Origin of the sequence: Tenacibaculum soleae (assembly GCF_001693415.1) — a bacterium.
Classification (GTDB): domain Bacteria; phylum Bacteroidota; class Bacteroidia; order Flavobacteriales; family Flavobacteriaceae; genus Polaribacter; species Polaribacter soleae.
The window spans coordinates 140,487-166,441 of record NZ_MAKX01000001.1; the positions used below are offsets into that span (position 1 = coordinate 140,487).

The following is a 25,955-nucleotide window of genomic DNA, read 5'->3' on the forward strand; positions in this document are numbered from 1 at the left end:
ACTATTTCGCCACAAGCAGTAACTAAAACAATTTGTATTAATGAATACATAGTTAACAAAAGTACTAAATGGTTTCTACTTGTATAATTCTTCACAAAATCGTAACATTACAAACCGAAAAATACTACACAATGCAAGACGATAAAAACTTATCTGAAATTACTATAGAAGACCAAAAAATTATTGACAATAAAGAACTAAGTATATGGGAAGCACTAATTCCTGTAATTCTTTTAATGGGGTTATTGGCTTATAATATATTTTATGCAGATGGAGCTTGGTTAGGTGATTACTCTAATCAATATATTTTATTAATGGGTGGTTTTATTGCTGCCATAGTTGGGTTTTTAAACAAAGTATCGATAAAAACAATGTTTTCTGAAGTTTTAGAAAACTGGAAAAGTGTTTTTGTACCTATTATGATTTTATTTTTAGTAGGTGCCTTAGCTGGAACTTGGCTAGTAAGTGGCATTATACCTGCCATGGTGTATTACGGGTTGCAAGTATTGAGTCCTGCTATATTTTTACCAGCATCTGTAATAATTGCTGCAATTATATCAATTGCCACAGGAAGTTCTTGGACCACTTCAGCAACCGTAGGTATCGCTTTGGTAGGAATTGGTAGTGCATTAGGAATTCCGACAGGAATGATTGCCGGAGCTGTAATTTCTGGAGCTTATTTTGGTGATAAAATGTCACCTTTATCAGATACTACAAATTTAGCCCCAGCAATGGCTGGCACCGATTTATTTACACACATAAAATATATGGCGTATACCACAGTGCCAACAATTGTAATTACACTTATTGTTTTTAGCGTTTTAAGTGCTACAATTGATACTACTGGTAGCGCAGATATCAGTAATTTATTAACTAGTATTCAAAACACATTTCATATTTCACCTATATTATTTATAGTTCCTACAGTTGTTATTGCAATGATATTATTAAAAACAAAACCTTTAATTGCTTTAGGAACTGGTGTGATACTTGCTGCAATCTTCGCCTTAATTTTTCAAGGAGATGTATTAGATACACTTACGGAATCTAAATTTCAATCTGTTTTAAATGCAATTTTAACTGATACGCAAGTACAAACTGATGATGAAAAATTAACAGAATTATTTAGTTCTGGCGGAATTATAGGAATGCTTTGGACAATCTTATTAATTATCTGTGCTATGGTTTTTGGAGGAATTATGGATGCTATTGGTGCTTTAGCAAAACTTACAAAAGCTTTATTAACCATTGCTTCTTCTGTTTTCGGATTATTTGCAAGTACTGTTATTAGTTGTTTAGGATTAAACATTATTGCTTCTGACCAATATTTAGCTTTAGTAATTCCTGGAAAAATGTTTAAAAAAGCATACGAAGATAAAGGGCTAGCTCCAGAAAATTTAAGTAGAACGCTAGAAGATTCAGGAACCGTAACTTCAGTATTAATTCCTTGGAATACCTGTGGAGCCTATCAATCAGGTGTATTAGGTGTTGGTGTTGGCGAATACGCTTTATATGCAATGTTTAACTGGATGAGTCCGTTTATGACTTTGTTATTTGCTGCTTTTAGAATTAAAATTAGAGAAATCGCTAAAAAATAATAACAAGCCTCACTTTAATAGTGAGGCTTTTTTTATGATACAAAAAGCCACCATAAAAGACACGAATTTATTAACCAATATTGCTTTGCTTTCTAAAGCACATTGGGGCTATTCTGACGAGTTAATAGAAAGTTGGCGAAGTGATTTAACTGTTACTCCTAAAATGATTAAAAGTCTATTTGCTTATAAATTCATTCAAAACAATAAGATTACAGGATTTTATATTCTAAATCAACCAATAGTTAATAATATTGAACTAGAGATGTTATTTGTATTTCCTGAATTTATAGGAAAAGGGATTGGTAAAAAATTATTATTACACGCTTTTACAAAGGCTCTTAACTTAAATGCGAATGAACTGACCTTGTTAGCCGACCCAAATGCAGTGGCCTTCTACGAAAGTCAAGGTTTTATAATAATTGATAAAAAAGAGAGTATTATTCCGAATCGGTTTTTACCAATAATGCAAAAAGATTTAACAGTATAGACAATACTAAAAGAACCCAAGGTGATCCGTGTAATAAAACATCAAACCAATCTTTAAACCGCATTGCTTGTTCACCTAAAAAAGCATTACCTCCTAAAATCCATTTTAATTTTCCAACAATGTGTGGTGGATTAAAAGGAGCTAATCCTAAAGTTAAACTTGTTATTAAAAATAGTTTCCAGTTGTTTTTTAATTGCCTCTTCATAGTCATTGATCAATTATAACTTACCTGCCATATTATGACTAAATAAACCAGTTCCAGACAACACCAAAACGAATTACAAAATCTCTATATGGATGGCTTGGTGCCGATAAATAGTTTTTCTTTAAAAAGAAAGAACTCACATTATCGGCTTTAAAATAAATACGTGTTCTTCGTACTCGACCATTAAAAAATAAATCAACGGTTGGGTAACCTATTTCTGTATCATTTTGCAGCCTAAACTCTGCTAATAAAGGGTTGTAAGCATTTGCTTTGTATTTAGAAAAATAGTTGAATGTAGCTCCTATTTGTACAAACAATGGGTTTCCTTTAAACCAATCATCAGAATAATACAGTGTATTTCTTGTTACAAATTCAGGAACTCTAAATACACTATTACCACTAGCTACTTTTTGATACATTAAGGTATTATCAAGCGCAAATTTTCCAAAAACAAATTCCTTCGATACTTTTGCTTTTAAATAATCAACACTACCTAAAAACTGTTGCGGCTTACTATTTTCATCAAAATACGTGTAGTTGTCAATACTTGTAATATCAACACTCGCATTTGCCCACTTAGACTCAATAACACCTCCCATAGTTTTAGTTCCTACAGATGCAAAGTCGTTTTCCCAGTTATATTTATTATAACTACTTTGATGCAATAAAAAATTAAAATTTGGTAACTTATTGCTAATTTCTAATCGTCCTTTTACCGTAAATAAACTATCCTTTTTATAAAAGGCTTCTGCTTTTAAATTATTTCCTGAAAGGCGCCCGCTACCAGGTGTTAAATTACCAGATGCGTTTACATAAAAATTATTGATTTTACCGTTCCAATCTGCTCCAAATGAAACTCCATCTCCTTTCAGTTTATTTTTAGTAATACCTACTAGGTTGTTTTGCAAATTTTCGTATCCATATTTATAAGTACTATACCCTGTTTTTACTCTAAATTTACCAAGAATATATTTTGAATTAAAATCTAAAAAAAACTCATTATTATATACCAAAAAATTAGCCCTGTCATTTATGGCTCCTGTTATGGTTGCATCTCCAAAAATTAAAGGAGTTGCTGCTGATTGATTAAAACGGTAGTATTTAGAATTTCTTGTAAAAGAATGTCCTACTTTTAAGTTTGAAAAATCTTTTTGATGCAAACTATCTTTTGCAGATATTATTTTAAAAGTATGCTCAAAATATAAGCGTTTTCCCTCTAAGGTACTTTCTGTATCATTTAAATTTATATCTAACCTACCTCTACTATTAAAGTTAGGGTCTTCATTAAGAAATGCAGTTAAAGAAGCATCTGTTAACCCTCCATTTTCTTGATTTAAAAAATCTTGATTTACCGCATGACCTCTAATAAAATATTGCCCTTTTGGACTCTCATATTTAAAACTCAACCTAAAATTACCTGTACTCGCCAATGATCGTCGATAAGTACCTAATGATCTAAGTCCTTTATACGAAACCCCTACATTAAAACGTTTTGAAAAATTCGTTGTAAATAAAATATCTAAAACCTGCCCTTGCTCTAAACCTGTTCTATATAAAACCTCTGTTGTGGGCGTAGGCACATGGTAGTAATCTACATCTTCAATTTCAAAAAAACCAAATTGTTTAGCTCGAAAACCAATATCAGGAAATTGAGAAATATTGTTAAAATTATACCCTAAATTATTAAACGTTTGCCCTTGGTTATGAAAAGGTAATAATTCGAAATTATCCTTTCTTAAAAAATTAAATTTATAATGTTTTTTTAATGTAAGTGTCGTGTCAATAATCGTCGTGTCATTTTTAAATGAAATTATTTTATAGTCCGTATACTTCGTTTTTCCACTAAGTTTTACATTAATTTCATTGTTAGATACAGAATCTAAATTTTGATTTAACCCATTATTAAATCCACCTAAACCATTATCTAATTGCCTAATTTGAGCAAAGAGCAGCTGTACACTTATCAAACAAAAAAACACTAAAAAACTTTTCTTCATAGCTACAAAAGTAAAATAATTAAACGAAACCGATACGACCAAAACGGTATAAACCTATGTTAAAGTATATTACTTTATGTATTCTCTTTTTTTGTAAAACATTATTTTAATTTATTTGAAAGCCGTTAATTTGCAGCATGTTAAAATTAAACTATAGCGGGCATTTACTAGAAGCCGGAACCGATGAAGCTGGCAGAGGTTGTTTATCAGGTCCTGTGGTTGCAGCTGCTGTTATTTTGCCTAAAAACTTTAAACATGAGTTGTTAAATGATTCTAAACAACTATCAGAAAAAAAACGTCAAGAATTACGTCCTTATATAGAAAAGCATGCACTTGCTTATGCCATTGCTTTTATAGATCATAAAGAAGTAGATGAAATAAACGTTTTACAAGCCTCAATAACTGGTATGCAACGCGCTATCGCACAACTCTCACCTCAACCAGAGTTTATTATTGTTGATGGCAACAAGTTTAAACCATACAAAGAAACTCCGCATCAAACTATTGTAAAAGGTGATGCTAAATTTATGAGTATTGCCGCTGCCTCTGTTTTAGCAAAAACATATAGAGATGATTATATGGAAAAATTGCATCAAGAATTTCCACAATATAATTGGCAAAAAAACAAAGGATACCCAACCAAAGAACATCGAAATGCAATTCGTCAATTTGGTATAACACCTTATCATCGTACCACTTTTAAATTACTTCCAGAACAGTTTAAATTAAAACTTTAGTTTTTCTATTTTTGTCTTCCAATATTTTAGAAGATGATTAAAAGAACGCGTGCCGAAATTAGCAAATGTATTATTCATAAAGTTGCTAATAAATACAACAGTGGTCAAAATGCATTATCAGAAAGTTTAGTTCGTTTCGATGAAGAAAGTTACGAACTACTAATGCCTTTTTTATTAAAAAACTTTGGTACAGTAACACAAAGTTATCGTTTTAACCACCATGCCGACGTTCGTTTAAACGAAATTAACAAATATACTTCTGATATTTTTGAAGATGATAGTAATGAAGTTTTCATTGAACATTCTAAAAATATTGTAAATCATTTATACGAACAATCAAACTCTGCCAATATAAAAACCGGTGATGTAATTGTTGCCTATTTTGAAGGCATCGAATATAAAGACATTTTAACAGAAGCTATTGGGGTTTTTAAGATTGAAAGTAAAGTTGATTTTTTTCAAACTTATTTAGATGATGATGATAGTTTTGATGTAGTAGTTCAAAAAGGAATCTCTACAAAAAAATTAGACAAAGGTTGTTTAATTATAAATTCTTCGGATGCTGAAGGAACCGTAATTTTATCGGTAGATAACAACCAATACGATGCTCAATATTGGATTAAGAATTTTTTAAACGCTAAATTTGCTGACGATCGTAATTTACATACACAAAACTATTTAGAAATGTGTAAAGATTTTTCGGAAGAAATTATTAAACCTGAATTTGGTAAACAAGAACAAAGTAATTTTTTAGCAAATACTGTAGATTACTTTAAAGAAAATGAAAGTGTAGATTATCACGGTTTTAAAGAAGAAGTTTTTGAAAATGAAAAACACCAAGGAATGTTTGAAGATTACAAAAAACATTTTGAAGGTTTAAATGATGTTTTAATTCGTAATAATTTTGAAGTTTCAGATGCGGTTTTAAAAAAGGAAAAAAGTAAGTTTAAAACTGAAATTAAACTCGACACTAACATCCAAATTAAAATTGATGTAGATGCGCCTGATGCTTCTTCTGAATACCTAGAACAAGGTTATGATGAGGATAAAAAAATGAAATATTATAAAGTATTTTACAATACTGAAAAATAAGAATTAAAAAAAGGAACGTTTTAAAACGTTCCTTTTTTTAATTCTTATTTTTTAACGTCATTCTGAACTTGTTTCAGAATCTCATCGTTAAATTCCTACTCCTTCTCTGCCATTTTCTTAACATAATCGGTAATGATTACAATTTGCGTAGGCCCAACTTTACCTTCAATGTATTTAGCATTTTCATGATCTAAAGAAATTCTACGAACCGCAGTACCCTGTTTTGCAACCATACTAGAGCCTTTTACTTTTAAATCTTTAATTAATACTACAGAATCGCCAGCCTGTAAAATAGCTCCATTAGCATCTCTATGAATTATTTTTTCACTTTCATCTAAATGATCTCCGCTTTCTTTTGCAAAACGTAAATCATCATCTTCCAAATACAACATATCTAATAAATCTTGTGGCCAACCTTCTTTGCGAAGTCTAGATAACATTCTCCACGCTACAACTTTTACAGCTCTAAACTCACTCCACATACTATCATTTAAACAACGCCAGTGATTTGCGTCCGTTTTATCAGCATCCTCAATCTGTTCAATACAAGTAGCACAAGCTAATAAACTTCCATCTACTCCACCGACTGACATTGGAGGAACTTCATAAATTGATAAATCATTTTTTGAAGCACATAACTCACACTGGTTGCCACTTCTATCTTGTAACTCTTGTAATAAACTCATTTTTTATACTATAAATTAAGGGCTGTAAAAGTACATTTTTATTTTATCTTTATGGGATGATTTTAGAAAGCGAACGATTAATTATAAAAGAAGCTAAAGTGAATGAGGCTTCTTTCTATTTTCAACTATTTAACGATCCTGATTGGATTGAATTCATAGGTGATAAAAAATTGAAATCTGTTGAAGAAACTCGTATTTATTTAAAAGATATTCTATTTAAAAATTCAAAACTAGGTGGATTAGGTTTTTTTACCGTAACCTTAAAAGAAAACAACAAACCCATTGGAACTTCAACTGCTTTACAAAGAGATAAGTTAGATTTTATTGATATTGGTTATGGATTTCTACCTGAAGGAAGAGGTAAAGGTTATGCTACTGAAGCCACTAAACTAATCATTGAATATGTTCGGACTAAATTTAAGCAAAAAAAAGTATTAGCTTTTACAATGCCCAAAAACCAGGCTTCTCAGAAACTCTTAAAAAAAATAGGTTTTAAATTTATTGGTATGCAACAAGTTTTTGAAAATGAAGACGATTATGTGTTTGAATATCTTTTTTAACCCCACCATAATGATGTTACTAAAACAAAAAAACGAAAGATAAAATCTTTCGTTTTTTAGAATGTATTTAAAAAGAATTAATCTTCAAAATATAATTCAATTAACCCTTCTGGTGTTTCAACTTCAATAGTTTTATTATCGCGATCTACTTTTTTTATAAAGTCATCAATCATCGGTATAAAAATTTCAGTTCCCTCATTTTCAATTTCAAAAAGAGGTTGCGCCGCCTTATCATTGATATAAACTAATTTACCGACTTTACCGAACTTTTTATCAACAATAGTAAAACCTATAACTTCGTGATAATAAAATTTATTTCCTGATAATTTTGGCAATAAATTTAAAGGTAAATAAATTCCTGCGCGCATTATTGCGTCGGCATCTGCCTCAGAATCTACATCTTCAAACTTTACGCGAAACATAGTGTTTTTACTTAACGAAGATTTTTCAATAAAAAAAGGAACCAGATTATTGCCTAAATCGACAAAAACTGATTCCAAATTTTCGTAAAGATCGGGTTCATCGGTATCTAATTTAATAACTACCTCACCCTTAAAACTATGTTTTTTAACGATTTTGCCAAGATAAAAGCATTCTTCTTTTTGCAACATCGTAATACAGTTTTTATTCTTCGCTATCTGCTCCACCTTCAGCAGCTACCTCTTCTGTATCTGCAACAACAGGCTCAGGAGTATTAGCAGCAATACGCGCTTCGTTTACGGCTTTTTCAGCATCTAAAGCTTTTGCTTTTGCATCTGCTTCAGCTTTTGCTAAACCATCTACTTTACCAGCAACTTTACCAGTTTTTTCTTCTAACCAAGCAGCAAATTTAGCGTCTGCTTGCTCTTCAGTTAAAGCACCTTTCTTTACTCCACCAGCTAAATGGTTTTTTAGTAAAGCACCTTTGTAAGATAAAATGTTTCTAGCAGTGTCAGTTGGCTGAGCACCTTTTTGTAACCATTCTACAGCTGTATCAACATCTAAGTCGATAGTTGCAGGGTTAGTGTTTGGATTGTAAGTTCCGATTTTTTCTAAGAAACGACCGTCTCTTTTTGATCTTGAATCAGCTGCTACTACCCAGTAAAAAGGTTTTCCTTTTTTACCGTGTCTTTGTAATCTAATTTTTACAGGCATAATTTTAATTTTTAAGGTACGCGACCTTGATTATTAACAAATCTTATCATCTCGTGATAAGTGGGCGCAAATTTATAGTTTTTTTCTTTATAAAGAAAACAAAACTAACTTTATTGCAATAAAAAAGAGCCTGAAAAACAAGCTCTTAAGAAAAATTAAATAAGTATTAATTATAATACTCTAACGTCTACTGCGTTTAATCCTTTTTTTCCTTCTTTAAGATCAAATTCTACTGTATCTCCTTCTCTAATCTCATCGATTAAACCTGATACGTGTACAAAGTGCTCTGTGTTTGATCCTGTTTCTGTAATAAATCCAAATCCTTTAGATTCATTGAAGAACTTTACTGTTCCTTCTTTCATTGTAATAAAAATTATAATTTAATAAAGTGCAAAGATACTTTTATTTATTGACTCTCTATTAGTTTTTATTGCAATTATTTAAAACTTAACACCTACATAACAATAAGTTAGCTTTTATATATTTAAAAACATTCTCTCAACACTTTAAACCTTCGTTAATAACTTATAAAACAAACACCGTAAATTCTTTGTATTTTTACACTGTATTTTACCTAAACACTTCAATAATTAAACATTCTCGATGTATTTAATTTTCGATACCGAAACTACTGGATTACCTAAAAGCTGGAACGCACCTATTACCGACACCAACAATTGGCCAAGAGCTATACAGATAGCATGGCAATTACATGACGAATTGGGTAATTTAGTTGAACATAATGATTTTTTAATTCAGCCAAATGGATTTAACATTCCGTATGATGCAGAAAGAATCCATGGTATCTCTACCGATTTAGCACAAGAACAAGGTATTCAGCTTTCCGAAGGGTTAGCTTTATTTAACGATGCTTTACAAAAAGCAAAATTTGTGGTAGGTCAAAATGTAGGTTTCGATGTAAATATTATGGGATGTGAATTTCATCGTTTAGGTATTGAAAACAACTTAACCCAACTACCTGTTTTAGATACTTGTACCGAACAAACCGCCAGTATGTGCCAAATACCTGGAGGTCGTGGAGGAAAATTTAAACTACCAACATTAACTGAATTACATCAACATTTGTTTGGCTCAGGTTTTGGTGAAGCACATAATGCAACAGCCGATGTGGAAGCAACAACACGTTGTTTTTTAGAATTAATAAGGCTTGAGCAGTTTACAAAACAACAACTTCAATGTGAAGACGACTTTTTTAATCGATTTAAAGAAGTTAATCCTAATACAATTCAAGTAATTGGGTTAAATCATTTAAACCTTAAAAAGGAAAGTGACAAAATTCGTGTTCGAATTGAAAAATCTAAAGGAGCTAAAGCAACTATAAATACTAATGAAGCTTTAGCTGAATTAAAAGATATTCAGTTTGCACATCTTCATAACCACACACAATACTCGGTCTTACAATCTACCATTCAAATTGGTAATATTGTAAAAGCTGCGGCAAATGACAACATGTCTGCCGTTGCAATGACCGACACAGGTAATATGATGGCTGCTTTCCATTTTGTAGAAGCCGTTTTTAAACATAATAAATCAGTAACTGCTGCAAATAAAGAAGCTGTTGAAAATGGAAATCAAGTAACACAACAAACTTTAAAACCAATTGTAGGTTGCGAATTTAATATCTGTACCGATCACACAAATAAAAGTCAAAAAGACAACGGATACCAAGTTGTTTTACTAGCAAAAAACAAAAAAGGATATCACAATTTAGCAAAAATGTCATCCATCGCTTTTGTTGATGGATTTTACTACATTCCAAGAATTGACAAAAAAGTAATTGAACAATACAAGGAAGATATTATTGTACTTACAGGAAACCTTTATGGTGAAGTGCCTAGTAAAATATTAAATGTTGGTGAGGCGCAGGCAGAAGAAGCTTTACTTTGGTGGAAAGAACAATTTGGTGATGATTTGTATATCGAATTAATGCGCCACAATCAACAAGATGAAAAGGTTGTAAATGAAACACTTTTAAAGTTTTCAAAAAAACATAACATAAAAACAGTTGCTTCAAACAACACTTTTTATTTAGATAAAGAAGATGCCAATGCTCATGATATTTTATTGTGTGTAAAAGATGGTGAAAAACAAGCAACACCAAAAGGAAGAGGAAGAGGTTACCGTTATGGTTTACCAAACGATGAATATTACTTCAAGTCATCCGAAGAAATGAAGGCTTTGTTTGCTGATCTTCCTGAGGCAATCATCAACATTCAAGAAATTGTTGATAAAATTGAACCCTATACACTTGCTCGTGATGTTTTATTACCCGCTTTTGATATTCCTGAAGAGTTTAAAGATGTAAAAGATGAAGAAGATGGTGGAAAAAGAGGTGAAAATAATTTTTTACGCCATTTAACCTATGTAGGTGCAAAAAAGCGATACGGTGAAATTACAGAAAGTATTCGCGAACGTTTAGACTTTGAGTTAGAAGTAATTGAAAAAACAGGGTATCCTGGTTATTTTTTAATTGTTGAAGATTTTATCCGCGAAGCAAGAAACATGGACGTTTCGGTAGGGCCTGGTCGTGGATCTGCTGCCGGATCTGTGGTTGCTTACTGTTTATGGATTACCAATATTGACCCGATTAAGTATGATTTACTTTTTGAGCGTTTCTTAAACCCTGAACGTGTATCGATGCCCGATATTGATATTGATTTTGATGATGAAGGTCGTGGTCGGGTAATGGATTACGTAATTGAAAAATACGGTGCAAATCAAGTTGCGCAAATTATTACCTACGGTACCATGGCAGCAAAATCTTCTATTAGAGATACTGCTCGTGTACTTGATTTACCGTTGTTTGAAGCCGACAGAATTGCCAAGTTGATTCCTGGGATGAAACTGAAGAAAATATTTTCATTGGATGAAAAAACGCTAAAAGAAAAACTTAGAGCTGAAGAAATTGAATTGGTTAACGAGCTAAAGCGCTTGTCTGACGGTTCCGATTTAATGGCAGAAACCATTAACAAAGCACGTGTTTTAGAAGGTTCGGTACGTAATACTGGTATTCATGCTTGTGGTGTAATTATTACACCTGACGATATTACCAAGTTTGTTCCTGTTGCCTTGGCTAAGGATTCTGACATGTACGTAACTCAGTTCGACAACTCGGTTGTTGAAGATGCTGGCTTACTAAAAATGGATTTTTTAGGATTAAAAACGCTAACCTTAATAAAAGATACCGTTAAAATTGTAAAAGCACGACATGACGTTTTGCTAGATCCTGAAAATTTTCCGCTAGATGATATAAAAACATACGAACTATTCCAAAGAGGAGAAACGGTTGGTATTTTTCAATACGAATCTCCCGGTATGCAAAAACATATGCGATCTTTAAAACCTACCGTTTTTGAAGATTTAATTGCCATGAATGCTTTGTATCGTCCAGGACCAATGGAATATATTCCTTCTTTTATCCGAAGAAAACATGGAGATGAAGAAATTGAATACGATTTACCTGCCATGGAAGAGTACCTTGCTGAAACCTATGGAATTACCGTATACCAAGAGCAAGTAATGTTATTATCGCAAAAACTAGCTGATTTTACCAAAGGTGAAGCCGATGTTTTACGTAAAGCAATGGGTAAAAAGCAAATTGCGGTACTCGACAAAATGAAACCTAAGTTTGTAGAACAAGCTATGGCTAACGGCCATGATGCTAAAAAACTTGAGAAAATTTGGACTGACTGGGAAGCTTTTGCATCGTATGCCTTTAACAAATCGCACTCTACCTGTTATGCTTGGATTGCTTATCAAACAGCGTATTTAAAAGCACATTACCCTGCTGAATATATGGCTGCTGTACTTTCAAACAACATGAACGATATTAAATCGGTTTCTTTTTTTATGGAAGAATGTAAACGAGCCGGAATTACCGTTTTAGGACCCGATGTAAATGAATCTTTTTCTAAATTTTCAGTAAATAAAGAAGGTGCTATCCGTTTTGGTATGGCAGCCATTAAAGGTGTTGGTTCCTCAGCTGTAAATGCGATTATTAATGAACGTCAAGAAAACGGTCACTTCTCTTCTGTTTTTGACATTGCCAAACGTGTTGATTTAAGAGTTGCTAACAAAAAAGCTTTTGAAGGATTAATTTTAGCTGGTGGGTTTGATTCTTTTACAAACACACACAGAGCACAATATTTTATTGAAGACGAAAAAGGACAAAAATTTATAGAAAAAGCACTCCGCTTTGGTAATAAATATCAAGAAAACAAAAACTCTTCTCAAGTTTCATTATTTGGTGGAGGATCAGATGAGGAAATGCCTGAACCTATTATTCCTATTTGTGATACTTGGGGAACTATGGAATTACTTGGAAAAGAAAAAGAAGTAGTTGGTATTTATATTTCTGCCCATCCGTTAGATGATTTTAAAAACGAATTAAAATTTACCAACGCTAGTCTTTCTTATTATAACGATTTACCAAAATACGAAGGAATGGCAATGTCATTTGGAGGGATTGTTACCGATGTACAACATCGAGTTTCAAAAGCAGGAAAAGGATGGGCTACTTTTTTTATTGAAGATTATAGCGAAAATTTTGAGTTTAGAATTTTTGGTGAAGAATACTTAAGGTTTAAACACTTTTTAGTTCCTAATTCTTTTTTGTTTGTAAAAACAATGATAAAACCAGGTTGGACAAACAAAGAAGGTATAAAAGGAGAACCTAGAATTAGCTTTACTGATTTTTTATTACTGCACGATATTATGGAAAAAATGTGTAAGAAAATCACTATAAAAATGCCTTTGCAAGAAGTAAATGAAAACAAAATTAAAGATTTGCAACACCTATTTGTAACCAATAGCGGAACGCATAATTTACACTTTACCATTTGGGAAGCCAATGAAAAAATAGAACTGAATTTACCAAGTAGAAACACAAAAATTAAAATTTCAAACGAATTTTTAAAACTGTTAGATGAGCAACATATTAATTATAAATTGAATTAAAATGCTTCCTAAACATCATAATAGTGATTCTATATTAATAAACGCTGTTGATGAAGAATTATACACAAACTTAATTCTTCAACTAAATAAAGATTTTAGCTTAGCTAATTTAACAATTAATTTAACCAAAAATAGCACTCATTTTGCATTAAAAGAAGCATTAAAAAAAGTGCTAAAACATTTAATTCTTACAGATTTAAACAGCTATAAAAACCTTTTATATATTGTTGACGTTCCTGAAGTAATGGTTTATAAAAAAGGGTTGTCCGATATTGATATCTATATCGAAAACATAGTCTTTTTAATATTAAAAAGAGTCTGGATAAAAGTATGGTATCAAGCTAATTACTCAACCTAACTGTTATACAAAATTATTATATTTGTTTAAAAAACATGAAAAACTCATTTCTACTTTTATTATTAGTTTTAATTTCATCCAGTTGTGCAACAACAAAAACAACAAAGTATATTGCTGGTAAATATTATGAAGAAATAAAATCTTCAAAACCAATACACATACCTAAGCCTCAAAAAATACCTACCGCTTCTAATAAACTACCATACCCTTTTATACATATAAATGGTTTTGTAAATTATAAAATACAAAAATCTAAATACGTTAAAAACAATAGTGGCAATCTTATAAATGAGCTTAATTTTTACGCTACACACTCCTCTTTTTACACAAGAAAAGTAATGTACGACACCTTTAACAACTGGGATAAAAACTTATTTATAAGCAATCAAAGAGTACCTATGCTTATTTGGGAAAAAGTAAAATTATTACCCAATAGAGATGAAAATTTTTACGTTGTTGCTGGAGGTTATGAGGACACAAACTCTAAAAAAAACACCATTTACTCATCTATTTCTATTTTAGATAGTAAAGGAAACGACTGCTTAACAAACAAAACACCAATACTTAAAAAAGAGATAATACAATTTTTTAGTAACGGAATTAAAAACCTAAACACTGACCAAGAGTTTTACGCTAAGTTTTGGGGACTAATAAATAAAAAAACAACTAACTAGTCAACTCCCTAAACAAACTTTCTAGATTCTTATTTTCAGCATTTAAACCAAGAATCTTCAATCCGTTTTCTTGAGCAAAATCAAAAATTACTGGGCGCATATCTTTTGTTGTTTCAAAAGTAAGTGTCCAGTTATTTTCTATGGTATTTTTGTAAGATGTTAAATTTGGTAATCGTTTTATAAACTGTTCTTCTAATTTATAATCAAACGTAACTTTTAATACTTGTTCGTTACTTGTTTTAAGTTCCGAAATTGGTTTATCAATCACCAATTCACCTTTATTTATAATTATTACGCGATCACACATTGCTTCTACTTCTTGCATAATATGTGTAGATAATAAAACCGTTTTATCTTTACCTAATTCTTTTATCAACTCACGAATTTCAACTAACTGATTCGGGTCTAAACCAGTAGTTGGCTCATCTAAAATCAACACTGCTGGATTGTGTAAAATTGCTGCTGCCAACCCAACTCGTTGGCGATATCCTTTTGATAATTGATTAATTTTTTTGTGCGCCTCAACTGATAATCCAACCTGTTGAATAACCGTTTCTATTTTATTTTTTTTAACTTGATGTAAGGATACTTGAAACTGTAAATATTCACGCACATACATATCTAAATACAACGGATTGTGCTCGGGTAAATATCCAATGCTTTTTTGCGCGTCAATAGGGTTTATAATAACATCAATTCCGTTTACTAAAACAGTTCCTTCGGTTGGCCGAATAAAACCAGTTAAAATTTTCATTGTGGTAGATTTCCCTGCGCCATTTGGACCTAAAAACCCAATAATTTCGCTTTTTTTTGCTTCAAAAGAAATACCTTTAACTACTTTTTGGTTTCCGTATGTTTTAGAAATATCGGTAAGTTGTATTGACATATTTTTATCAAGTAAAATTCTAAAATAAAATTCAGAATAACATTTTTATGAGGTCTCGACTACGCTCGTTCTGATATTAAAAAAACGAACAATTGTTTATCTTTTTATGTATGAAACAAAACTATAATCGTATTTATTCTTTTCGTCTGCTTTAAAGTCTTCTCTTGCTACTTCTTTCCAAATATCAGTATCTATTTCTGGAAAAAAAACATCAGCTTCAAAACTGTGATGTACTATAGTGATATCTAATCTATCTGCTAAATTTTTAGCTAAAACCTCTTTATAAATTTGAGCGCCACCAATTATAAAAGCGCTTTTTTCATCAACTAAATCAATAGCTTCCTCAACAGAATTAGCAATTAAACACCCTTCTTTAACATATTCGTTATTTCTAGTTATTATTACTGATGTTCTGTTTGGTAAAGGTTTTCCAATACTTTCAAAAGTATTGCGTCCCATTAAAATATGATGCCCTGAAGTTACTTTCTTAAATCGTTTTAAATCGGCAGGAAGGTGCCAAATTAAATCGTTATCTTTTCCTAAAGCATTATTGTTTGCAATTGCAGCGATTAATGTAATCATAAATTATAGTTACCGAGCAATTATATACTTTTTGCCCATTCTTTTATATAACTTGTTAAGTCTCTTTTTTGGGTAATTGATTCTTCTAAAACATCTATTTGAATATTATCTACAAGTGTTTTAATAGCATTTAAAACTTCTTCATCGTTAATATCAGCAATTTTATCGTAAAGGGAATCTTTTAAAACATCAACATTTGTGGTCATTTAATATATTTTTTTAGTTCCTCTGACAAAGTTACTAAACAAACTAGTAAAAATAAAGTTAAATTATACTGCTACAACCCCTTTTATATGCGGATGCGGGTTGTAGTTTATTAATTCAAAATCTTCAAAAGTAAAATCTTCAATATTTTTTATGGCTGGGTTAATTTTTATTGATGGTAATGATCTTGTTTCTCTAGATAATTGCAGTTCTAATTGTACTACATGATTGTTATAAATATGAGCATCTCCAAAAGTGTGAATAAATTCGCCTGCCTCATAACCACAAACTTGTGCTATCATCATTGTAAATAATGCGTATGATGCAATATTAAATGGTACTCCTAAAAAAATATCTGCGCTACGTTGGTATAATTGACAAGACAATTTTCCGTCGGCTACATAAAACTGAAAAAAAGCATGACATGGCGGCAATGCTGCTTTATTATTGGCTACATTTTCAGAAAATGATTTTGAAGTATCTGGCATTACTGAAGGATTCCAAGCAGAAACTAACATTCTACGGCTGTTCGGATTTTTCTTTAAAGTAGCTATTACTTCTTTTAACTGATCAACCTCATCGCTATTCCAATTACGCCATTGATGCCCATAAACAGGTCCTAAATCACCATTTTCATCTGCCCAAGAATTCCATATTTTCACACCATTTTCTTGTAAATACTTAATATTTGTATCACCTTTTATAAACCAAAGCAATTCGTATATAATCGATTTTAAGTGTAACTTTTTAGTTGTCACCATCGGAAAACCTTTACTTAAATCAAATCGCATTTGATGCCCAAAAACACTTTTTGTTCCTGTTCCTGTTCTATCACCTTTCTCGTTTCCGTTTTCTAAAACGTGTTTTACTAAGTCTAAATATTGCTTCATCTTTTTACTTGTGATTTTTGTAAAAATAAAAAAGCTTCAACGTTTAATGCTGAAGCTTTTAAAAATTATATTAATAAGTTATTAACTATTTTAGTTGTCAGTAGCGACTCGCTACCCGATAATCATACCTGCAATTGTTGCTGACATTAAAGAAGCAATTGTTCCTCCAATTAAAGCTTTCATTCCAAATTCTGATAGTGTTTTTCGTTGTCCAGGTGCTAATGAACCAATACCGCCAATTTGAATACCTATGGATGCAAAATTTGCAAAACCACATAACATATAAGTTGCCATAATTATCGATTTATTATAGGTTAAATGCGTTGCACTTGCTATGTTTTTAAGTTCTGCTAATTGAATATATCCTACAAATTCACTTGCTGCCAATTTAATTCCTAATAACTGCCCCATCAAAGCCATATCTTCACTTGCAACACCTATTAACCACATTAACGGAGCAAAAATATAGCCTAAAATAAACTCTAATGACAAGCCTTTGTATGGTGTATTATTAGAAATAATTTCATTTAATGATGTGAAATTCCATCCAAAATACTCAATACCATTAAAACCAGCAGCTCCTCCTAGTATACCATTAATCATTGCAATAAACGCTACAAAAACTAACAACATCGCCCCAACATTCATTGCTAATTGCAAACCCTCTGTTGTTCCATTTGCAATAGCATCTAAAATATTGGCCCCTATCTTATCTGAAGAAACCTTTACATCTGTATTTACCTCTTCAGTTTGTGGGTATAATATTTTAGAAATTACAATTGCTCCTGGCGCTGCCATCACTGAGGCTGCCAATAAGTGCTTTGCATAAAACAATTTCATTATTTCATCATCCCCTCCTAAAAAACCGATGTAAGCTGCTAGAACTGCTCCTGCAACTGTAGCCATTCCACCAATCATTACCAATAAAATTTCCGACTTATTCATTTTTTCTAAATACGCCTTAATCAGTAATGGGGCTTCTGTTTGTCCTAAAAAAATATTTCCTGCAACTGATAAACTTTCTGCTCCCGAAATTTTCAAAATTTTACTTAATGATAAAGCCATTACTTTTACTAACTTCTGTATCCATCCTAAATAAAACAACACTGAAGTTAATGCTGAGAAAAATATAATTGTTGGTAATATTTGGAAAGCAAAAATAAACCCAAAGGTATCCATATCTGAAATCAAACCTTGAAATAAAAATTCACTTCCTGCTTGTGTAAAATCTAAAATCTTAACAAATCCTTTTCCAATAAATTCGAAAATTGCTTGTACAAAAGGTACTTTTAAAACACCTATTGCAATGATTAATTGAAAAGCCAATCCTAATCCTACAGTTTTCCAGTCAATTCCTCTTCTATTAGCACTAAATAAAAAGGCAATAATTAATAACGAAAGCATTCCTAAAACACCACGCCATAAGCTCTGCATTGAAAACCCTTTACTTGGCACAATTTGATTAACAGTTGTTTTTACGTCTTTAATTGGTTTAACAGGCACAACACTTTCTATATCTGAAGTAAATTTATACACTACATTTTTTTCTGATAATGTTAAAGTATTGTCCGTTAGTTCAACCACATTATAATAACGAACCGTATCTTTAGGTTGTTTATGGTTAAAAATCAGTAGGTTATTTTGATATATGTAGTTCCCTGCAGTTTGCAAACTATCTTTAGCTTGTAAAGAATAACTAAAGTTTCCTTTAGCCAAACTTAAAACGTCTGATGGGTTTATAACAACTACCGAGTTACCATCAGTGGTAATCGATGAAAAATTCCACTTTTTTTCTATGCTTTGCCCATAAATTATCATGGATGCACAAAGCATTATGAAAGTAAATAATTTCTTCATTTTATTATATTTTATTAAGATCGTTTGCTTATTTCATCACGAATTTCGGCTGCTAATTCGTAATCTTCATTAGCTACGGCTTCATTCAGTTTTTCATGTAACTCTTCTAACTGTAAATGGCTATAACCTTGAGTTTGGTCAAGCTCATCTTCTAAAGAAAATTCTATATCATCTGACTCTAAATCTTCTTCAATAATTAACTCTTCATCCATTTTCAAATAGATACCAGCTTTATCTAAAATATTTTCATACGTATAGATTGGTGCCTGAAAACGAACTGCTAAAGCAATTGCATCCGAGGTACGAGTATCAATAACCTCTTCAATGCCTTCCCTTTCACAAATTAAACTAGAGAAAAAAACGCCATCAACCAATTTATGAATAATTACCTGACTTACTTTTATTGAAAATTTATCTGAAAATGTTTTAAACAAATCGTGCGTAAGTGGTCTTGGCGGACGAATTTCTTTTTCTAAAGCAATTGCTATTGATTGTGCTTCAAAAGCTCCAATAATAATTGGGAGTGTTCTTGTACCCTCCATTTCACTTAACACTAATGCATAAGCGCCACTTTGAGTTTGGCTATACGAAATCCCCTTAATAGTTAGTTTAATTAAACTCATGTAATCATTATAAATAACAAAAAGGCTGTCTAATTTTAGGCGCTACGCTTCAAATTTTAGACAGCCATTTTAAGTGGGCACAATTTACTAAAAATTATGAGTTGATCTCTAATTTAAAGAAAAAAGAAAATCCCCAATAATTTTATGCTTGTTTAAAAGCTTTTAATTTTTCTATTAATTGAGGTACAACTTCAAAAGCATCACCTACAATACCATAGTCAGCTGCTTTAAAGAAAGGCGCCTCTGGATCAGTATTAATAACTACTTTTACTTTTGATGCGTTGATACCTGCTAAGTGCTGAATTGCACCTGAAATACCAATAGCAATATATAAGTTTGAAGCCACTGGTTTACCTGTTTGTCCCACGTGTTCGTTATGTGGTCGCCAACCTAAATCAGATACTGGTTTAGAACAAGCTGTTGCAGCTCCTAAAACACCTGCCAACTCTTCAATCATTCCCCAGTTTTCAGGTCCTTTCATTCCTCTACCTGCTGAAACTACAATATCTGCATCTGCAATAGTAACTGTTCCACTAGCCTTATTAATACTTTCAGACTTTACGCCTAATTCTGGTAAAGTAGCTTCAAAGCTTTCAGTTGATCCAGCTACTGCATTTTCATGTGACCCGTATGAGTTTTTAGCTACACCAACCACCTTAACTTCTGTAGATATTTCAGTGTTATTAAATCCTTTATTAGAAAAAGCTTTTCTTTTTACAACAAATGGACTTGTACTACTTGGCAAAGCAACAACATTAGACGCATAACCAGCTTCTAAACCTACTGCTACTAATGGAGCTACTGTAAAACCATCGATACTTGAATCAATGATTACTGTTTTAGCTGATTTTACTTCAGCTACTTGTTTTATTATTGAAGCGTATGCTTTTGCATTAAAAGATGTTAAATCATTTTTTACTTCTATTACGTTTTCAGCTCCAAAAGCATATAATTCAGAAGCATCTCCTCCGTTGATAGTTAACACCACCATATTGCTTCCTAATTGTTCTGCTACTTTTTTTCCGTATGAAACTACTTCAAAAGCAGTTTTTTTAAATTTTCCTTCCGATGCATCGGCAAAAACTAATACAGACATATTTTTATGTTTTTTATATTATTATAAGAAAACTAATATCTCTCATAACAACGGGGTTTTAAATCTTACTTTTAAATTGCTTTTGCTTCGTTGTGTAATAAATCGATTAAAGCATCAACATTATCAACTAACTTAACAGCTCCTTTTTCATCAGGTTTCTCAAAATTCTGAGTTGATGTACTAGCAGCAACACCTGTTGGTTCAACTACCGCTAATGGTTTTTTACGAGCCATCATAATTCCACGCATATTTGGAATACGTAAATCTTTTTCTTCTACCATTCCTTTTTGTCCTGCAATTACCATTGGTAAAACTGAAGAAACTTTTTCTTCACCTCCATCAATTTCTCTATCTAGAGTTACATTTGTTCCATCAACCTCAACACTAACACAAGCATTCACGAAGTTAAAATCTACTAAAGAAGCTAACATCCCTGGTACCATTTGCCCATTGTAATCAGCTGACTCTTTTCCTGCAAGAACTAAATCATACCCTCCGTTTTTAACAACTTCAGCCAATTCTTTAGCTACCATAAAACCATCTGTAGGTTCTGCATTTACACGAATTGCATCATCTGCTCCAATAGCTAGTGCTTTACGCAAGGTAGGTTCAGTTGAAGCACTTCCAACATTTACAACAGTTACACTAGCACCTTGCTTTTCTTTAAACCACATAGCACGCGTTAAACTAAACTCATCATAAGGGTTTATAACATATTGAACTCCATTAGTATCAAACTTTGTATCATTATCGGTAAAGTTGATTTTCGAAGTAGTATCAGGTACATGACTGATACAAACTAATATTTTCATATATCGTTGTTTTTAAGAAACTTAATTTTTTGAGCTACGAAGTTACGTTTTTTTTTTAATTTACTATGCATGCATAATAAATTTTTAATTTTCGTTCATAATTTAACAAGCAACCCCTTGTAAACACAACTAACAATTTGTTTAAGTTAAAAAACACTTTGCTAATTGTATTTTTATTATTTTTGCAATCTTGATAAACAACGACTATTATAACGTATGAAAACAATACAATTTAGAGAAGCTATTTGTGAAGCCATGAGTGAAGAAATGCGTAGAGATGAAAGCATTTATTTAATGGGTGAAGAAGTAGCTGAATATAATGGAGCTTACAAAGCTTCAAAAGGGATGCTAGATGAGTTTGGTGAAAAAAGGGTTATTGATACACCTATTGCTGAATTAGGCTTTGGGGGTATTGCAGTTGGTTCTGCAATGAATGGAAATCGCCCTATTGTTGAATATATGACATTTAACTTCTCTTTAGTTGGTATCGATCAAATAATCAATAACGCTGCAAAAATTCGTCAAATGAGTGGTGGTCAATTTAACTGCCCTATTGTTTTTCGTGGCCCTACAGCTTCTGCTGGCCAATTAGCAGCAACACACTCACAAGCTTTTGAAAGCTGGTTTGCTAATTGCCCTGGATTAAAAGTTATTGTTCCTTCAAATCCTTATGATGCAAAAGGATTATTAAAAGCAGCTATTCGTGATGATGATCCTGTAATTTTTATGGAATCTGAACAGATGTATGGTGACAAGATGGAAGTTCCAGAAGGTGAATACATTATCCCTATCGGTGTTGCAGATATTAAAAGAACAGGTACCGATGTAACAGTAGTTTCTTTTGGTAAAATTATTAAAGAAGCTTATAAAGCTGCTGATGAATTAGCTAAAGAAGGAATTTCAATAGAAATAATTGACTTACGTACCGTACGTCCAATGGACCATAACGCTATATTAGAATCTGTAAAGAAAACAAACAGATTAGTAATTTTGGAAGAAGCATGGCCTTTTGGTAGTGTATCATCAGAAATTACTTTTAGAATACAAGATGAAGCATTTGATTACTTAGATGCCCCTATAAAAAGAATTACAACAGCTGACACTCCAGCACCATATTCACCAGTTTTACTAGAAGAATGGTTACCAAATGCAAATGATGTTGTTAAAGCAGTAAAAGATGTTTTATACCTTACTAAATAATAAGGAAACCAATAAAGAAACAAAAAACCTTTTGATAAATATCAAAAGGTTTTTGTAGTCATAAAAAAAATGAAAAACACGCTATTACTATTATCACTACTCATTACCAGCACAATACACGCTCAACTAACCTTAAAAGGTAAAGTTGTTGATGAGTTTAACAACCCAATGCCATTTGTAAATGTTTTTTTAAAAAACACCACTCATGGAACCACTACTAATGACGATGGTACCTTTTTTTTAAAAACAAAAAAATACAGAGGGACTTTAGAAATTTCATTTGTAGGCTTTCAAACACAAACATTAAAAGTTAGTCAAAAAACTAAATTTTTAAATATTGCTCTTAAAGAAGGCACCAACGAATTAGAAGAGGTAATTATTGTTTCTAAACCAAAAAAAAGGTTAAAGAAAAAAGAAAATCCAGCCTATCGAATTTTAAAAGAAATTTGGAAAAGAAAGAGAAAAAATGGTCTCGATTTAGTAAATAATTATCAGTACAAAAAACATACAGCAATAGAAATAGGTTTAAATAACCTAGATACCGTCTTTTTAAAAAGAATTTTTAAAAAAGAGTATAAAAAAACTATCGATAGAGTAAAATATGATAGTGACGGAATTAATTATTACATCCCTATTTATTTAAGCGAACAAATTGCAAACATATACGGTGACAATAAAAACAATAATATCAGAGAAGATATTGAAGCTGAAAAAGCTGATGGTTTAGGCGCGCAGGGGTTTGTTTTTAACAGAATGTCCAATACTTTTCAAAATATAGATGTCTTTAAAAACAACATAACTTTATTAACAAAATCTTTTGTAAGTCCATTATCTACAGATGGATTTTCTACCTATGATTATGTTCTTTATGATAGCATTGTTAAAAACAACAAAAAATTATATAATATATATTTCTTTCCCATCAGAGATGGTGACTTAGCTTTTCAGGGGAATTTTTGGGTAGCAGACAAAAATTTCTCTATTAAGAAACTAAAAATGAAAGTTCATAAAAGCATCAATTTAAACTTTGTAAGAGGACTATCCTTTGAAAAAGAGTTTGAGGTAAAGGATGACAGCATATACATACCTACTAAAAATGCATACGAAGGTGATTTTACTTTTATTGATAAAAACGAAAGCAACAGAGGTTTAACCATCAAAAAAACAACAACTTTTGATAATTATATTTTAGACAAACCGTTACCTACTAATTTTTATACAGAGAAGGTTGTTAAAATAAGACCTAATCAGTATCAGAAAGACACTTCTTATTGGAAAACAAAAGAAAACGAGGAAACTAACTTAACGTATAATTTAATTCAAGAAGTAAAAGAGAAAAAACAAATTAAAAACATTACAGGTTTAATAAATACTGTTGCTAGCGGATTCGTAAACACAAGAATGGGATTGCAATTTGGACCTATATGGACCGCTTTTGCTAGTAATCAAGTAGAAGGGTTTAGAACAAAAATAGGATTTAGAACCTTTAAAACAAAAGATGACCGCTTACGTGTAGGAGGACATTTAGCATACGGATTTAAAGACAAAAAGATAAAATATGGTATACAAGGTCGCTACCTTTTATCATACAAACCAAGAATTTCTGTTGGACTAGCCTATCAAAAAGACATTGAACAATTAGGTAGTGTATTATTAAACACAACAGAATTATTAGGAACGGCATTCGGTACAACAGCACTATTTTCAAGAGGAGACAACTTCTTTTTATCTGAAGTAGAAAAAATAGCCACAAATTTCGATTATCAAATCAAAAAAAACCTACACATAGGGTTTAATTTTTCACACTCAAAAATACAATCTGCCTCACCTAAAGATTTTTCAATGGATTATCTAGGTCAAAATGGTAATATCCAATCACAAATAACGGATGTAGCGTCTGATATTTATGTTTCGTATACCCCAGGTCGTTTTGTATATGGCTTAGGTGTTGACAGACGTTTTGGTCGAAACATATTCCCTTCCTTAGTTTTAAATTATCGAAAAGGTTACAAAGGTGTTTTTAACGGAACACATACTTATGATAAATTGCAATTTAAATACAACCACCCAATCCTTTTAAGTAAACTTGGTGTTTTAGACGCAACTATCGAAGCTGGAAAAACATTTGGAACAGTACCAATTGCTTTATTAAGTGTAGTTCCCGCAAATCAAACATTCTCATTAGTAAAAGATACATTTGCTTTATTAAATTATTATGATTTTGTAACTGACAGCTATTTAGCAGGTCATTTTGAGCATCATTTTAATGGATTTATTTTAAACAGAGTTCCATTAATAAAAAAACTAAAACTACGTAGTTTGGTTTCTTTTAGAGCTGCTTATGGAACTGTTTCTAACAATAACTTAGCCATTAACAGATCAAACATAAACTATAATTCGCCAAACAAAGTGTACTATGAATACAGTGTTGGGCTTGAAAATATTGGTTATGGTAACTTGCGTTTTTTACGTATTGATGCTATTTGGAGAAGCAATTACACACCTCCTGCTGGTTCATTAATTACTCCTACACCAAAATTTGCAATTCGTATAGGAATTAAACCTGGCTTATAATCATTGATTTAACCATAAAATAACAATCATTTTATAGCTAAAAACATTAATAAATCACTATTTTTGCAAACCGATTTTTAGAAACGAAGAAAAGAAAAATATATGACTTCAAAAGAAAAAAAAACAGTAGATGTTTTAATTGAAATACCAAAAGGAAGTAGAAATAAATACGAATACGATTTTGACTTAGGAAAAATTCGTTTTGACAGAATGCTATTTTCATCAATGATGTACCCTGGAGATTATGGTTTTATTCCTGAAACTTTGGCTCTAGACGGTGACCCATTAGATGTATTAGTTTTAGGAGCTGAACCAACTTTTCCTATGTGTATTATGGAAGTAAAGCCAATCGGTGTTTTTCATATGGCAGATGAAAAAGGTCCAGATGAAAAAATAATTTGTGTCCCTACTACTGATCCTATTTGGAATAGCTACAATGATTTATCTGACTTAAATCCACACCGTATAAAAGAAATTACGCATTTTTTTCAAGTATATAAAGACTTAGAAAAAAAGAAAGTTGATATTGGAGATTGGGGTGATGCTAATGAAGCTTATGACATACTAGATAAATGCATCGAGCGATACGAAAACAGCGAACACAAAACAAATGGAAACTTTACAATTTAAACTGTAAAATTCACTCATAATTTATAAAAACCTCTCAGAACATTCTGAGAGGTTTTTTTGTTTAGTTACTGATTTTCTTATATTTACATACACTTA

General features: G+C 31.5%; 25 protein-coding genes. 11 read left to right on the forward strand and 14 right to left on the reverse strand.

What is annotated here, in order from left to right:
* The first annotated feature begins 131 nt into the window (after nucleotides 1–131).
* Both nhaC and BA195_RS00620 read left to right on the forward strand, forming a co-directional pair.
* Entirely contained in the window at nucleotides 132–1,598 is a 1,467-nt protein-coding gene (gene nhaC, locus BA195_RS00615) for a Na+/H+ antiporter NhaC (RefSeq protein ID WP_068703849.1), read from the forward strand.
* Nucleotides 1,599–1,632: 34 nt separating this feature from the next.
* Entirely contained in the window at nucleotides 1,633–2,085 is a 453-nt protein-coding gene (locus BA195_RS00620; protein ID WP_068703854.1) for a GNAT family N-acetyltransferase, read from the forward strand.
* Here the strand turns inward: BA195_RS00620 and BA195_RS00625 are convergent.
* Nucleotides 2,036–2,290: a hypothetical protein gene (locus BA195_RS00625; RefSeq protein WP_068703853.1), complete on the reverse strand. Its 255-nt coding sequence runs from the start codon at nucleotides 2,288–2,290 to the stop codon at nucleotides 2,036–2,038. The genes BA195_RS00620 and BA195_RS00625 overlap by 50 nt on opposite strands.
* 38 nt (nucleotides 2,291–2,328) lie before the next feature.
* Entirely contained in the window at nucleotides 2,329–4,287 is a 1,959-nt protein-coding gene (locus tag BA195_RS00630; protein ID WP_068701392.1) for a putative porin, read from the reverse strand.
* 137 nt (nucleotides 4,288–4,424) lie between these two features.
* Between BA195_RS00630 and BA195_RS00635 the strand changes: the two genes are divergently transcribed.
* Both BA195_RS00635 and BA195_RS00640 read left to right on the forward strand, forming a co-directional pair.
* Entirely contained in the window at nucleotides 4,425–5,024 is a 600-nt protein-coding gene (locus BA195_RS00635) for a ribonuclease HII (RefSeq protein ID WP_068701394.1), read from the forward strand.
* A 33-nt stretch (nucleotides 5,025–5,057) separates the two neighbouring features.
* Nucleotides 5,058–6,116, forward strand: a complete 1,059-nt coding sequence (locus tag BA195_RS00640) for a nucleoid-associated protein (protein WP_068701396.1) — start codon at nucleotides 5,058–5,060, stop codon at nucleotides 6,114–6,116.
* Nucleotides 6,117–6,211: 95 nt separating this feature from the next.
* Here BA195_RS00640 and BA195_RS00645 read toward each other — a convergent pair whose 3' ends face one another.
* Nucleotides 6,212–6,802, reverse strand: a complete 591-nt coding sequence (locus BA195_RS00645; protein ID WP_068701398.1) for a PhnA domain-containing protein — start codon at nucleotides 6,800–6,802, stop codon at nucleotides 6,212–6,214.
* Nucleotides 6,803–6,858: 56 nt separating this feature from the next.
* Between BA195_RS00645 and BA195_RS00650 the strand changes: the two genes are divergently transcribed.
* On the forward strand, nucleotides 6,859–7,362 hold the full coding sequence (locus tag BA195_RS00650) for a GNAT family N-acetyltransferase (RefSeq protein WP_068701400.1): 504 nt from the start codon (nucleotides 6,859–6,861) through the stop codon (nucleotides 7,360–7,362).
* A 77-nt stretch (nucleotides 7,363–7,439) separates the two neighbouring features.
* On the opposite strand, the gene rimM is transcribed toward BA195_RS00650, so the two are convergent.
* From rimM to BA195_RS00665, 3 genes are all read right to left on the reverse strand, one after another.
* Nucleotides 7,440–7,970: a ribosome maturation factor RimM gene (rimM, locus tag BA195_RS00655; protein ID WP_068703857.1), complete on the reverse strand. Its 531-nt coding sequence runs from the start codon at nucleotides 7,968–7,970 to the stop codon at nucleotides 7,440–7,442.
* A gap of 16 nt (nucleotides 7,971–7,986) precedes the next feature.
* Nucleotides 7,987–8,496 carry a 30S ribosomal protein S16 gene (locus tag BA195_RS00660; protein WP_068701402.1) on the reverse strand — a complete coding sequence of 170 codons (510 nt, stop codon included), beginning with the start codon at nucleotides 8,494–8,496 and terminating at the stop codon, nucleotides 7,987–7,989.
* Nucleotides 8,497–8,666: 170 nt separating this feature from the next.
* Complete coding sequence (locus BA195_RS00665; protein WP_068701405.1) at nucleotides 8,667–8,858, reverse strand: cold-shock protein; 192 nt, start codon at nucleotides 8,856–8,858, stop codon at nucleotides 8,667–8,669.
* A 241-nt stretch (nucleotides 8,859–9,099) separates the two neighbouring features.
* On the opposite strand from BA195_RS00665, the gene dnaE reads away from it, so the two are divergent.
* The 3 genes from dnaE to BA195_RS00680 are packed head-to-tail and all read left to right on the forward strand — an operon-like array spanning nucleotide 9,100 to nucleotide 14,505.
* Nucleotides 9,100–13,473 (forward strand): DNA polymerase III subunit alpha, encoded by a 4,374-nt coding sequence (dnaE, locus tag BA195_RS00670; protein ID WP_068701407.1) that lies wholly within the window; start codon nucleotides 9,100–9,102, stop codon nucleotides 13,471–13,473.
* 1 nt (nucleotide 13,474) lies between these two features.
* A complete protein-coding gene (locus BA195_RS00675; protein WP_068701409.1) occupies nucleotides 13,475–13,831 on the forward strand; it encodes a hypothetical protein in 357 nt (118 codons plus the stop codon).
* A 35-nt stretch (nucleotides 13,832–13,866) separates the two neighbouring features.
* On the forward strand, nucleotides 13,867–14,505 hold the full coding sequence (locus tag BA195_RS00680) for a hypothetical protein (RefSeq protein WP_068701411.1): 639 nt from the start codon (nucleotides 13,867–13,869) through the stop codon (nucleotides 14,503–14,505).
* On the opposite strand, the gene gldA is transcribed toward BA195_RS00680, so the two are convergent.
* The 8 genes from gldA to BA195_RS00720 all read right to left on the reverse strand — a co-directional run bounded on the left by gldA (nucleotide 14,498) and on the right by BA195_RS00720 (nucleotide 21,455).
* The gene (gene gldA, locus BA195_RS00685; RefSeq protein ID WP_068701413.1) at nucleotides 14,498–15,391 is read right to left on the reverse strand and encodes a gliding motility-associated ABC transporter ATP-binding subunit GldA; all 894 of its coding nucleotides are present in this window, start codon (nucleotides 15,389–15,391) and stop codon (nucleotides 14,498–14,500) included. The genes BA195_RS00680 and gldA overlap by 8 nt on opposite strands.
* A 96-nt stretch (nucleotides 15,392–15,487) precedes the next feature.
* Nucleotides 15,488–15,973, reverse strand: coding sequence for a dihydrofolate reductase (locus BA195_RS00690; protein ID WP_068701415.1), 486 nt, complete (start codon nucleotides 15,971–15,973; stop codon nucleotides 15,488–15,490).
* Between the two features lie 20 nt (nucleotides 15,974–15,993).
* Nucleotides 15,994–16,179, reverse strand: coding sequence for a hypothetical protein (locus BA195_RS00695; RefSeq protein WP_068701417.1), 186 nt, complete (start codon nucleotides 16,177–16,179; stop codon nucleotides 15,994–15,996).
* Nucleotides 16,180–16,242: 63 nt separating this feature from the next.
* Complete coding sequence (locus BA195_RS00700; protein WP_068701419.1) at nucleotides 16,243–17,067, reverse strand: thymidylate synthase; 825 nt, start codon at nucleotides 17,065–17,067, stop codon at nucleotides 16,243–16,245.
* Between the two features lie 111 nt (nucleotides 17,068–17,178).
* Entirely contained in the window at nucleotides 17,179–18,924 is a 1,746-nt protein-coding gene (locus BA195_RS00705; RefSeq protein ID WP_068701421.1) for a nucleoside transporter C-terminal domain-containing protein, read from the reverse strand.
* A gap of 14 nt (nucleotides 18,925–18,938) precedes the next feature.
* The gene (locus BA195_RS00710) at nucleotides 18,939–19,547 is read right to left on the reverse strand and encodes a bifunctional nuclease family protein (protein WP_068701423.1); all 609 of its coding nucleotides are present in this window, start codon (nucleotides 19,545–19,547) and stop codon (nucleotides 18,939–18,941) included.
* Nucleotides 19,548–19,689: 142 nt separating this feature from the next.
* A complete protein-coding gene (locus tag BA195_RS00715) occupies nucleotides 19,690–20,643 on the reverse strand; it encodes an electron transfer flavoprotein subunit alpha/FixB family protein (protein WP_068701425.1) in 954 nt (317 codons plus the stop codon).
* 71 nt (nucleotides 20,644–20,714) lie between these two features.
* Nucleotides 20,715–21,455, reverse strand: a complete 741-nt coding sequence (locus BA195_RS00720; protein WP_068701427.1) for an electron transfer flavoprotein subunit beta/FixA family protein — start codon at nucleotides 21,453–21,455, stop codon at nucleotides 20,715–20,717.
* Between the two features lie 216 nt (nucleotides 21,456–21,671).
* On the opposite strand from BA195_RS00720, the gene BA195_RS00725 reads away from it, so the two are divergent.
* The 3 genes from BA195_RS00725 to BA195_RS00735 all read left to right on the forward strand — a co-directional run bounded on the left by BA195_RS00725 (nucleotide 21,672) and on the right by BA195_RS00735 (nucleotide 25,859).
* A complete protein-coding gene (locus BA195_RS00725; protein ID WP_068701429.1) occupies nucleotides 21,672–22,655 on the forward strand; it encodes a pyruvate dehydrogenase complex E1 component subunit beta in 984 nt (327 codons plus the stop codon).
* Nucleotides 22,656–22,724: 69 nt separating this feature from the next.
* The gene (locus BA195_RS00730) at nucleotides 22,725–25,229 is read left to right on the forward strand and encodes a DUF5686 and carboxypeptidase-like regulatory domain-containing protein (protein WP_084442985.1); all 2,505 of its coding nucleotides are present in this window, start codon (nucleotides 22,725–22,727) and stop codon (nucleotides 25,227–25,229) included.
* Nucleotides 25,230–25,331: 102 nt separating this feature from the next.
* Entirely contained in the window at nucleotides 25,332–25,859 is a 528-nt protein-coding gene (locus tag BA195_RS00735; RefSeq protein ID WP_068701433.1) for an inorganic diphosphatase, read from the forward strand.
* The last annotated feature ends 96 nt before the right edge of the window (nucleotides 25,860–25,955 follow it).